The sequence below is a fragment of the Vibrio sp. R10-SG-ISO4 genome (assembly GCF_059834135.1).
Genome location: NZ_JCBDHJ010000022.1, coordinates 150,530 through 162,100 on the forward strand (window position 1 = coordinate 150,530; position 11,571 = coordinate 162,100).

Annotated in this window: 11 protein-coding genes; all 11 read right to left on the reverse strand. The window is 36.0% G+C overall.

All coding sequences use genetic code 11. The annotated features are described in order from the left end of the window. Positions 1–139: 139 nt before the first annotated feature. The 11 genes from AC6R03_RS16620 to AC6R03_RS16670 are packed head-to-tail and all read right to left on the reverse strand — an operon-like array spanning position 140 to position 11,569. The gene (locus AC6R03_RS16620; RefSeq protein WP_500631365.1) at positions 140–688 is read right to left on the reverse strand and encodes a sugar transferase; all 549 of its coding nucleotides are present in this window, start codon (positions 686–688) and stop codon (positions 140–142) included. A gap of 5 nt (positions 689–693) precedes the next feature. Beyond that, complete coding sequence (locus AC6R03_RS16625; protein ID WP_500631412.1) at positions 694–1,644, reverse strand: UDP-glucose 4-epimerase family protein; 951 nt, start codon at positions 1,642–1,644, stop codon at positions 694–696. Beyond that, entirely contained in the window at positions 1,644–2,396 is a 753-nt protein-coding gene (locus tag AC6R03_RS16630; RefSeq protein WP_500631366.1) for a glycosyltransferase family 2 protein, read from the reverse strand. Before AC6R03_RS16630 ends, AC6R03_RS16625 begins: the two co-directional genes overlap by 1 nt. A 35-nt stretch (positions 2,397–2,431) precedes the next feature. Continuing rightward, positions 2,432–3,871: a phosphomannomutase gene (locus AC6R03_RS16635; RefSeq protein ID WP_500631367.1), complete on the reverse strand. Its 1,440-nt coding sequence runs from the start codon at positions 3,869–3,871 to the stop codon at positions 2,432–2,434. A gap of 2 nt (positions 3,872–3,873) precedes the next feature. Continuing rightward, positions 3,874–5,286, reverse strand: coding sequence for a mannose-1-phosphate guanylyltransferase/mannose-6-phosphate isomerase (locus AC6R03_RS16640; protein WP_500631368.1), 1,413 nt, complete (start codon positions 5,284–5,286; stop codon positions 3,874–3,876). After that, a complete protein-coding gene (locus AC6R03_RS16645) occupies positions 5,276–6,355 on the reverse strand; it encodes a hypothetical protein (RefSeq protein WP_500631369.1) in 1,080 nt (359 codons plus the stop codon). Before AC6R03_RS16645 ends, AC6R03_RS16640 begins: the two co-directional genes overlap by 11 nt. Then, positions 6,356–7,414 (reverse strand): glycosyltransferase family 4 protein, encoded by a 1,059-nt coding sequence (locus tag AC6R03_RS16650; protein ID WP_500631370.1) that lies wholly within the window; start codon positions 7,412–7,414, stop codon positions 6,356–6,358. Further along, positions 7,411–8,385, reverse strand: a complete 975-nt coding sequence (locus tag AC6R03_RS16655; RefSeq protein WP_500631371.1) for a glycosyltransferase family 2 protein — start codon at positions 8,383–8,385, stop codon at positions 7,411–7,413. Before AC6R03_RS16655 ends, AC6R03_RS16650 begins: the two co-directional genes overlap by 4 nt. 1 nt (position 8,386) lies before the next feature. Then, the gene (locus tag AC6R03_RS16660) at positions 8,387–9,376 is read right to left on the reverse strand and encodes a glycosyltransferase family 4 protein (protein WP_500631372.1); all 990 of its coding nucleotides are present in this window, start codon (positions 9,374–9,376) and stop codon (positions 8,387–8,389) included. A 15-nt stretch (positions 9,377–9,391) separates the two neighbouring features. Then, positions 9,392–10,534, reverse strand: coding sequence for a polysaccharide pyruvyl transferase family protein (locus tag AC6R03_RS16665; RefSeq protein WP_500631373.1), 1,143 nt, complete (start codon positions 10,532–10,534; stop codon positions 9,392–9,394). 21 nt (positions 10,535–10,555) lie between these two features. Next, positions 10,556–11,569 carry a nitroreductase family protein gene (locus AC6R03_RS16670; protein ID WP_500631374.1) on the reverse strand — a complete coding sequence of 338 codons (1,014 nt, stop codon included), beginning with the start codon at positions 11,567–11,569 and terminating at the stop codon, positions 10,556–10,558. Between the last annotated feature and the right edge of the window lie 2 nt (positions 11,570–11,571).

Sequence of the window (11,571 nt, forward strand, 5' to 3'; positions counted from 1 at the left end):
GATTATTGGGGATAAAACCGCTGTCTCATTGGGCATAAAACAAGAGTGAAATCGACTCATGGGTGAGACAGATATAGGGTTAAATGGTTGATCCTTATTGATATTTATAGGGTTGTAAGGATCACCCCAATAGGCGGCACTATTTGACTGCATCGCCAGAGCCACTGCCTGTCGCAGTCATTAAGATATACTTAAAGTAATCTTTCAAAGTCAACGAATCTATCATCTGCTTGTCCGTTCTGGCCAACAGCTCAGGAGTAGACATATCAATGTTCTGTACTTGAGCCAGGCCCGTAATACCAGGTAATACATCATATACGCCATGTACCTCACGCTCTTTGATCAACTCTTCTTGATTAAACAAATTAGGACGAGGACCAACCAAACTCATTTCACCTTTCACAACATTAATCAATTGAGGCAACTCATCAATCTTGGTCTTACGAAGAAAGCGACCCAATTTTGTAATGGAAGCATTGCTAGCCAAATGACTAGCTACTGACTTCGTCTCCACTGACATTGTACGAAACTTAATTAGCTTAAAAGGTTTCTTGTTACGACCAACCCGCTCTTGAACAAAGATAGGAGAGCCAGTATCAAACAAGCCGACTATTGTAACGATAAGCAATACTGGCCATAGTAAAAGCAGGCCCAAAAAGGCGGCTAAAAAATCTAATAGTCTGATCATAAATATCACTTTTGCTTGGATTGTAAAAATGCTTGAGCAGTTTCTTGAAAGCCAGCTTCAAGTGTTTGAGGTGGCGTCCAATTTAGGGTTTCTTTGGTATGGGTAATGTCCACTTGAAGAGAGCCTAAAAGTCTATCAACGACATCCTGTTTGCCAAGTAGCTTACCTGCTAGTTTATAGAACCAAACAGGCACAGGAACTTGCCATTGTTTCTTACCAAGCGCTTTCGACATATATTCGACTATCTCAGAGGTAGACACATCATGATCGTCAGAAACTAAGAAGGTTTGGTTAACCGCTTTCGGGTGGTCAATGCAAGTTACAATAAGGTCAACAAGGTTCGTCGCCGAAACTAAACTTCTACGATTATTAGTAATACTCCCAAAAGGTAAAGGAATTCCTCTAGATACAAGACTTAACAACGACAAAAAATTAGCTTTAACTCCAGGCCCGTAAACTAACGTTGGCCTGATAACAACAAGCTCTAAACCAACATTATTTACTAAACTATAAAGACCTAACTCTGCCTCAGACTTAGATTGCCCGTAGTCATCTTCAAACGTGTGAGGATCACTCGCAAAAAAAGGACTACCTAATGAAGTGCTTTCACCATTGACTTTAATGGAGCTAATAAAAATAAATCTTTTTACACCTGCCGCAGCTGCTTGTCTTGCGAGGTTTAGAGTACCTGTTGTATTAGCCTCACGATATACATCAAGGGGATTCTTTACTGCATCATCCATGATATGAACCCTTGCAGCACAATGAATAACAACATCACAGCCTTCTAGTGCCTGAGTATACTTTGAAGTTCCGTTTATCTCCGCCTGGATGAATTCATACTCTGAAGAGTGAATGGACTCACTTCTATCCAAAAGGCGAACATTTGAACTTGTTAAGCACTTGACCAACTGACTGCCGAGAAAACCGTTAGAACCAGTAATTAATACACGCATCATTTGCCTCTTAATATGTTAATCACATGTAGAAACAAATAATATAAAGAAGACAAACGACCAAGCCCTAACTCTTTATACACCCTATACACGTTAATCAACTTTTTAAATTTATTTTTGGATAAAGAACCTGCAATAACATTATATATTGCAAAGCTACCGGGATACTTTATCAAAACGTGACCAGAAGACGCGATTTTTAACCACAAAGACCAATCTTGACCCTGTCTAACTCGAGACATATAAACTTTACCTACCATTTCTTGATTGTATGCAACGGTCAGACAACCTATTGGACACTTGACCAAAAGCTGCTCATAAGAAATTGAACTGGGGCAAACCTTCAACGTCTCCTCTCCGGAAATGCTACACTTTCGATAATAGTCACCGTAAGTAAATGCCAATGTATTTGACTCCATATACTCAATTTGATTGGCAAGCTTATCAGGGAGCCATTCATCATCCGAATCTAAGAAAGCTATATATCGCCCAGAAGCTACTTCAATGGCTCTATTCCGTGCTGCTCCGGCGCCAAGGTTAGTCTGATGCATAACTACAACTTTACTATATTTACAGGCTAACTCATCAAGAAACTCACTGGTTCCATCATTTGAACCATCGTCAACAATAATATGCTCTTTTACAGTTACACTTTGAGAAGCCACACTTTTAATACAACCCTCTATATAGTCTTTGCAATTATATGCTGGAGTTACCACTGAAACTAAATTATCTAATTCACGAAATGACATAAAGTACATAAACCTATAACTATCAAAATTCCCAGCTACTTCAATCGCATTTCGACATAAGACAAAACTTTATTCACATATTCATCTGCCAAATTCAACGATGAAGATTCAGAGTAACAACGAAGTTCAGGGGCATTACCAGAAGGTCGCAAATGAACTATTTCACTGTCATTAAACTTAATTCTTAACCCATCCAAGTTATTTACTTCCTCGATAGACGAAACGTTAAAGCCAACGGTTGTTAGAAATAATTCAGGGTCGCTGTAAGCTTGAGCAATCAAATTATTACTAGTTTCACTATGAACACCCTTCAGTCTATTACTAGACGTATACCTAACCGAAACAGACGAAACTAAACTAGAAATAGACCTCTGTTTACTTAGTGACAATAACATTAAGCATAAGGCGGGTAAAACTGCATCTCTAGTATCCAATTTAGAAAGCATCGAGCTACCTAAATTAATTGAACTACCTAATAAGTACCCGCCATTTGCTTCAAAACCTGCAACACGAGAATATGATTCACACAGTTTTACCATATTCTCAATAACATAAGGAGAACCAATTTTAGTTCTAACTACACTATTAAAAAAACCAGATATTTCAATTGAAGAATTGCAACTAACTGGCACAGCTAAAGCTTGTATTGACAAAAACTCACTACAAAGTAACCCTAACACATCTCCCTTAACCCAATCGCCATTTTCGTCAGCAATTAATGGCCGATCACCATCGCCATCAGTCGTGAAGATAACGTCAAAATCGTGTTCCTTAGACCAATTTTGTGCCTTAAGAGAATCAGCATCTGAAACTGCCTCTGTATCTATAGGAACAAAGTGGTCGGTTCGTTCGAGACAAGTTACATGAGCTCCAAGTGATTCGAAAATTGTACTATAAAGATCTCTACCTGCACTAGAATGTTCGTATATCCCTAGTTTTAATCCTGCCAAAGGTTTACCATCAAACAATGAAATATACCTATCAATATACATGAGAGCAGGACTTTGGTTTATTCTAACTCGCTCTGAACTTACACCTTCATTAATAGTAAGAAAACTGGTTGCATTAACAATTATAGATTCATCGTCTTTACTGATCTCGCCATCTGGCGTATAAAACTTAAGCCCGTTACGGTCAAATGGTATATGGCTGCCAGTTACCATGATACAGGGCAAGTTGTTTTTCTGCGAAAAATATGCAAGAGCAGGTGTAGGTAATACGCCCGAAAAAATAACTTTCTTACCGAAATCTTTAACTGCCTTAATACAAAAGTCAGCTATTTGAGGGCTGCTTGGTCTATTATCTATACCTATGACTATAGTGTCGAATAAGTACTTCTTCTCCAAAGCCTCTAAGAAAGATTGAGTGAATGCCGTACAAACAAGTGGACTAAAATCAGAAACTAAACCTCTAGCACCACTAGTGCCAAATTCAATTCCGCTAGACTTGATAACTTCAAAAACTCTAGTACCCATAATTACTTTAACCTACCGTAACGATCCTCAAAGCGGACAATATCATCTTCACCTAGATAACTACCTGTTTGAACTTCGATCATTTCCAATGGAATCATGCCTGGGTTTTCCAAAGCGTGAATATTTCCTAATGGTATATATATGGATTGGTCCTCGGTAATTAACTTAATCTCATCACCATTAGTAACTTTAGCTGTTCCAGAAACAACAATCCAGTGTTCACTTCGGTGGTGATGCATTTGTATAGATAGCTTTTCACCTGGGTTTACTGTAATACGCTTTACATGGTCACGTGTCCCAGAGTCAATAGAATCGTACTTCCCCCAAGGACGATATACTTCTCTATGCAAAATATGCTCTGTACGGCTAGAAAGATCCAATTCTGCCACGAGTTCTTTGACATTCTGTACTTTACTTTTATCAGCTACAAAAATAGCGTCTTTTGTTTCTACGACAACAATATTATCCAAACCGAGGCCGGTAACTAATCGATCTGATGAATAAAACATGCTATTAGAACAGTCGTGAACAAGTACATCACCATTAATGGCATTACCGTTACTATCTTTATCATTTATATCCCACAACGAAGACCAAGAACCAATATCACTCCAAGCGCAATTTAGAGGTACAACAACTGAATTGCTAGTAACTTCCATCACAGCGTAATCAATAGATATAGAAGAACAAGTATCAAGAGATTTTTCGTTAAGCCGTATAAAATCGAGATCACAAGACTTAGTCTCAAAGGCTGCCTTACAACACTCAAGAATCTCGGGGCAGTGCTTTTCAAGTTCAGACAAATAATCTCTAGCTTTAAACAAGAAAGTGCCACTATTCCAATAATATTCCCCAGATTCGTAAAACTCTCTAGCTTTTAGAACATTAGGTTTTTCAATGAACGATTCAATATTGTAACCGTTAATTATAGGAGTAGATTTTTTTATATATCCATAACCTGTCTCAGCACTACTGGGTGTAATGCCAAACGTAACAAGCTTACCAGATTCTGCGAGTGAAATACCGGCTTCGATAGCTTGTCTTAATTCATCAGTCCCATGCATTAAATGGTCGGCCGGAGAAACCAGCATTAAACTGTTTTCGTCATTTTCAAGCAACTGAAGTGCTGCTAGAGCAATTGCCGGGGCAGTATTCTTACTTGTCGGCTCTAAGATAATCGGGCTAAGACTATCTATCTCATTCAATTGTTCTGCTGTAATGAAACGATGCTCTTCATTACAAACAACCAATGTACCATTTATGCCTATTTCTTTGTTTCTTAGAATAGTGTCCTGAAGCATACTTCGATTGCTATTAAGTTTAAGAAATTGCTTTGGATATAAGGTTCGGGATAACGGCCACAAGCGACTACCTGAACCACCAGCTAATATTACAGACGTCAATTTAGAATTCATAATTAACCTTTATTTTTTTACAGCGTTCTCTATCTAAACTAATTAGAGCCGTAAGCATTATCGAAATTACCGGAAAATTGTATAACATATCGCCGGACAACATAGAGCCTAGAATAACACCAAGCATCAAAAAAACTAACAAGTAGAAATCTTTGCAAAACAAAGAAGGGAAGGATGCAAGCATCAAAAGAACACAAGGAATAAAACCAAAGAAGTAAACTAGCTCTAAAATGAAATTATGAGGATACATGCCCATATAGTTATCATTAGTTAGCCCGAAAAACAGATCATCCGTATTAAAGAAATCTAGGAACACAACATATTTTGAAAATCTATAAGCTTCGGAATTATTAGCAAGATCGAAATAAAGCAACCGTGATATTAAGTGGCTGTCCTTAGCCACATATATCAAGATAACAGAAAATAAAATAGCGAAACAAGCTATTAATAACCGTTCACCTTTTCGGGTAAATAGAAATAGTATTGAGAAAATAAACAAAACAACAATAGCACCTCGAGATAAAGTGGCACACATAAATACAGCAAAAATAATCCACAAAAGATAAACTGAAAATTTAGAGTGCTGTTTAGTTGAATCTGTCATCATACTAATTAGAGAAAACGCAAAGAAAAATGACAATATGCGATACAAGACATTAGGTCCGAATACAAACCCTCCGCGTGCTCCTAATAAAAAAGTAGAAGCAAGTAGTCCAATACCGAAAAAACACATATATCCGACGCAAACACGAATCACAACTTGCTTTGAACATTCATTTAAAACAATGAAAAAAAGAGGAATAACATTAATGTACCCAATTGCCATAAAAAAGAAGTTATAATATTCTGGCTGACTTGTGGTAATAACCCCTCTGAGAAATAGGGGGCTTAACAAAATTAATACCAACTGAGCAACTATCTCACCAATACTTATACTGCGCCTAAAGACTAAAACCAAAATCCAAAATGGATAAAAAAGTGAAATTCCCAAAACACTCTTATCACCAATAAAAGTACAAACAAATATGAGCGTTACAATATAAAAACAAGAAAAATAAATTCTAAACATTTAAATTGACATCCATCTCTTGCCAATACTATTAGTCGAGAACTTTTTGGAAACTCTTATTGATTCATCCCTTAGTTCACCTTTATCCTCAAGAGAAATATTTATAAACTCATCTAAGGAGTCAGAAAATTTATCTGAATTAATGGCATTAATCTTATCACTAAAACTTATAACCTCTAAGGGACCAGAATGCCTATGAATGATGGGTATTAACCCACATGCCATACCTTCAATCATGGAAATACCGAAAAGCTCTTGCCAAGTGTCTGTTTTTTTTGACGGTAAGATGATAATATCATGACTACGATATATATCTGCAAGCTGATTCTTATCAGAAATAAAACCCAAATATTCGATTTTCCCATTGCTTTTATTTGAAAAATCTCTAACAACTTCTCGCAAGGGACCTTTACCAACCACTGTAAGGGTAAAGTAATCAGTTTGCAGTATGTATTCAAAAAGTTCTAACAGCCCTTTCTCTGGTACTAAACGACCTGAAAATATTATTTTTTTGTATAGTTTAGTCCTATTATCAACAGGGTAAAAAACTGACTCATTAAATGAATGATAGCATGTAAACTCTGTAATATCATGCTTCGCTAAAAATTCGCCTCTACTAGTTGATACACTACTAGTAACATTTGCGAATTGATCTACGTGTGAAACAAGAAATTTACGCCAGAATTGCTCTAAAAAACTAGTGGGTAGAAAACGATATTTATGAGGCCAATTTTCTTGATTCCATTTAGTCCATGAAGAATGATAAGTAACATTAGCCTTTGAAACAATTCTCTTTATGAAAATAAGGCGGAAGTTAACGGGTGCCATACCAAGTATTACGTTAACATCCCTTAACTTTCGAGGAAATAGAAAACAAAATAGTAGGAAAAGACAATTTTCAAAGCTTTTTAAAACTGTTTCTGTACTCCGATTCTTAACCCCGGAAAAAAACTGCTTTAAAAAATGAACTTCGTAATATGACACCTCCTCGCTTACCTTTTCAAGCGCAGAATAATGACTATTTGCACCATATTCATGTAACACTACAAAACTCTTCATGAGAACGCCTTTCTACCGAAAAATTGATACATAAAGATATTTTTTGCTTTAGAAAACTGTCTACGTCTTACACGGTTAACTATGACTAGTAATAGTGACAACCAGATTATTGGAGTCAAGTAAGGATAGAATTTTTTTGTCAAAACCAAACGGTTTATAACGGAGTAGTAATCTGAAATGTCACTTATTTCTTTTTTTCGCGCAGCACCTTCTTTATGATAAACTATGCTATCTAGAGCTAAACCAACTTTATACTTACCTTTCAACAATAGCATATAGTCAAGCTCTTCATAAAATAAAAAGTATTCTTCTGACAATAAACCGATGTCTTCTAATACTTCTCGTTTGAAAAATAAAGATGCTCCTACAACATAATCCAATTCAGCCTCAACTTCGCTTTCATTTAAACTAAGGTCAGCATCAGCATGAGCATAAAGGTGTTTACTTAAACCAAGATACTTATTATAACGACCGCCAAGGGCTTGAATTTTTGATCGATCATGTTCATAAATCAACTTACTACCAATGACACCATAGCTTTCATCTAAATGGGACTTTTCGATAAGAAATCCAAGGCTAGATCGTTCTACAATTGTGTCATTATTTAATACCCAAACATAGTTAATACTACTATCATTGAGCGCAAAACGTATTCCTACGTTATTCCCACCGGCAAAACCCAGGTTTGACCTTGTTTTCAATAAAGAGATCTTTTTAAGACTTACGCGAGATGGCTCTAAGTGCTCACTGTCAGCGTAGAAACTGCATTCGTAATTTTGTGATACGTGGCGAAATATTGTATGGTATGAATCATCTGGTGAGCAATTGTCAATAACTACAATTTTAAACTCATAAAACGAGCTATCTAAATTCATTATTGAATCAAGACAGGCATTCGTATCTTGAGCCCCTTTCCAATTCAACACAACGATTGCAACCGTCGGTCTAGAAACGCTTGAATTAGATAACATATCAATTTCCTCTGTAAGCTAAATTAAATGTACTTGCAGCAACTTCAGACCAAGAGAATCTGCTTGTTTCAAAAGATAACTCTTTATTTAGCTTGTCGACACTTCTTAATTCAAGCTCTCCAAATTCTTCAATTAAATCATTAACAATGTAAAACTCATTTTTACTTCCATCAAAAAATGATTTTGCCATAACATTAGGACTTGAAACGACAGGTGTTTCAAGAATACATGCATCTAAAGCTACCAAACTGAAAGCTTCATACTTAGAAGGAACTATTAATGCCTTAGAGTAAAAGATTAGATTCTGAAGATCTTCATCAGACACTCCCTTTAGTTTAGTACAAGGACTAATATCTCTCTCAGTATTACAAACAGCGACAAACTTAAAGTCTTTTTTTGTTGTTTTTGCTAACTCTATAAATTCGTCAATACCTTTATTTGAATGGTCTCTTCCAATAAATAGGTAATAGTTACCGTTAACTAATGGCTTAGATGCTTGTAACTTACTAATTGTATCTTGAGTGATTGAATGACCGTTAGGAATTACACAATTTAATTTTGATTTATTCTCAAAAAACTTACATTCATAATCTGTCAAACATATGTTTGATTTTATACGCTTCAAGTTGTTACTTGTGAAATTTTCGAACAGCAATTTCGCAAGAAAAGGCAAGCGATGATATTGAAATGGATGATAGTGTGAGGTGTAAACTACATCAATATTTAGCTTAGTAGTAAGCGAGATAGCCTGTTGAGCAAACAATGATGTAAAACCGTGGACATGAACAATGTCAGGCTTAAAATCAGATAGTTTACTTCTCAAACTTTCATGCTTGAGCCATCTGTGAGAAAGTGGAAGTTTAATAGAGTCAGAAAAAAACTCCACCTGGCAATTCAATTTAACCAACTCATGCGACAATTTTCTAATATGTGTTTGGATACCCCCTATAGTACGTATTGGGTCGTTCTGATAAACCATTAATACTTTCATGCTATACCACTCTCTTTATCCAAATACTTCTTTAGACAATTCACTCCACATAGAGTCTGTTTTAGTTTTTAAAAGGTCAGCATTCACTCTTAACTTACTACGTAATGTAATATCATTGTCTTCCAAATACGATATTTTAGACTTGATCTCATTCTCATTCAGAGGCTTTTCTAACAAAAACTCAGATGCATCATATTCTTTATACAACTCCTCATACTTGTGATTCCAACTTGTAGCTAAACATGGAACTGATTGACTGAGAGCAGATACACAACCATGATACCTAGAAGAAAATGCAAATTTACTCGTCGCAATTTCATCTTTGATACACTCCCCAGAAAGGCCATGAACTACTAACACCTCTTTGGAAACACTCGCTACAGCCTCACATACATCGTAATCAGAATCTCCCTCATGATTAATAACCTTAACGTTATAGCCTCGGGATATGAACTGAATACACATAGTTTGAAGGAATTCCACGTAATTAGAACGCCAGGCATCAGAAGGCGATTTACCTGAAACCATATTAGAGTTTGGAATAATCACTACCTTGTTAGTCACAGTGTCCAAATTGTTTTTCTGTAAAAGATTGGTAAAATCAGGGCACAATGACAAATTATCTTCGTTCTTCATCAGGTTTTTGAGAATCGTATAACTTACCTGCTCTCGAGCGTAGATGTGACTTGCTTTATGAAAAGACTTATTAATAACCTTTATTGCCTGAGTATTATTAAATGGGCCAAAAGCTTGTGGCATCAATATATATTTTTTTCGTTTCTCGTGGAATCGCTCTAAAACACTTCCTAGACGTAGCATGGTACCTACTGGCCACTTATCTCCATAAGCAAAGCCACTAGCATCCAAAATAACATCTACGTCACTTTCAAATACAATACCTAAGCTATTTTTTAGTTTTAACCTAAATTTCTTCGGTAATTTATAGGTTAGCCAGTTAAAGTCGAACTTTCTAAAGCAAAGATTTATGTATTGTAGCGCGTTAACTTCGCACTTTTCCTTGTAAGTAACATTAGAGGATAATAAAGCTAACTCTACGTTGTCGCACATACGATCAGAATCGACCCTATATTTTATAGTTTGTAACATTAACTCAGCACCTTTATTCTTAAAGTGCACCCCTTTCACATATACAATCATTTTATTTTCAACCAACAACAATTAATTAATTACAAGAAGTTCTTTTTCTGTTTTCTTTTCCGAGTAAGGTGTCAAGCAACCTTGTTGTGCGTAACCAAATGCGACTAGGCAAATAACTTTTTGAGTATCTGTCAAATCAAGTTCTTTAGAAATCTTAATGTCTCTAGATTTAACATCTGGCCAGTTTAGAACACAACTTGAAAGCCCTAATGTTTCAAAACCAAGTAGAAGTTGCATTACAGACAGTGACGAATCAACGTATATTACATTCCTATCATGGAGCATATTGAAGCTACCTTGCTCACCTACAACAACCATCAGATTTTTAATATTGTGACTAAACCCTGCACTACCCATAGCTAATTTTGAAATGCGAGCAGCATCATCACCAGAACAGTAGTAGAATTTAAACGGTTGTCGGTTACATGCAGAGGGAGCCTGACTCGCTATTTCCACTGACTTGACTATCAGTTCATGATCCACCTCTCGGTCTTCAAACCAGCGAGTAGATTTCCTAGCCGAAACAAACTTTAGGAATTGAGCGCTATCTATTAATGCGTTTTCCTTGACTTCAATGGGTTTTTTTGAGTTGCCTTTTAAGTTTCCACTATGAATTATACATGTTTTAAATAACTCTCTTGCTGTGTCAACTTTCTTGTCACCCTGCTTTACGACATCAAAATACTCTATTAATACATTCGTACCCCATTCTAACTGTTCAGAATCGATATTATTAGCAATACTTTGATGTAATTTTACAGTCTCATATATAAAGTCTCTTGCAAATATCGACCTCCGAGGAATCATTACGAGTCCCTTTTCAATCCTATGAATATTTCTTCGATAGAGTGCATATTTCCCACTTACGCTAGTATTAAATCCTATAATGCCTCTAACAATAGATCTTGATTGCCTATCATAATCTCCGCACAATGCGATAAAGACTGATACGATACGATCATTCTTATACAAAATCCTAAGGCACGTGTTTTTCAAACCCGATTTAATTCTTATTAATTTAGACTTAATCCCCATTA

Bases quoted from the DNA above. Each gene is read 5' to 3' on its own strand.
- AC6R03_RS16645 (WP_500631369.1), bottom strand. From the start codon at position 6,355: ATGTTTAGAATTTATTTTTCTTGTTTTTATATTGTAACGCTCATATTT.
- AC6R03_RS16630 (WP_500631366.1), bottom strand. From the start codon at position 2,396: ATGTCATTTCGTGAATTAGATAATTTAGTTTCAGTGGTAACTCCAGCA.
- AC6R03_RS16640 (WP_500631368.1), bottom strand. From the start codon at position 5,286: ATGAATTCTAAATTGACGTCTGTAATATTAGCTGGTGGTTCAGGTAGT.
- AC6R03_RS16670 (WP_500631374.1), bottom strand. From the start codon at position 11,569: ATGGGGATTAAGTCTAAATTAATAAGAATTAAATCGGGTTTGAAAAAC.
- AC6R03_RS16665 (WP_500631373.1), bottom strand. From the start codon at position 10,534: ATGATTGTATATGTGAAAGGGGTGCACTTTAAGAATAAAGGTGCTGAG.
- AC6R03_RS16655 (WP_500631371.1), bottom strand. From the start codon at position 8,385: ATGTTATCTAATTCAAGCGTTTCTAGACCGACGGTTGCAATCGTTGTG.
- AC6R03_RS16625 (WP_500631412.1), bottom strand. From the start codon at position 1,644: ATGCGTGTATTAATTACTGGTTCTAACGGTTTTCTCGGCAGTCAGTTG.
- AC6R03_RS16660 (WP_500631372.1), bottom strand. From the start codon at position 9,376: ATGAAAGTATTAATGGTTTATCAGAACGACCCAATACGTACTATAGGG.
- AC6R03_RS16620 (WP_500631365.1), bottom strand. From the start codon at position 688: ATGATCAGACTATTAGATTTTTTAGCCGCCTTTTTGGGCCTGCTTTTA.
- AC6R03_RS16635 (WP_500631367.1), bottom strand. From the start codon at position 3,871: ATGGGTACTAGAGTTTTTGAAGTTATCAAGTCTAGCGGAATTGAATTT.
- AC6R03_RS16650 (WP_500631370.1), bottom strand. From the start codon at position 7,414: ATGAAGAGTTTTGTAGTGTTACATGAATATGGTGCAAATAGTCATTAT.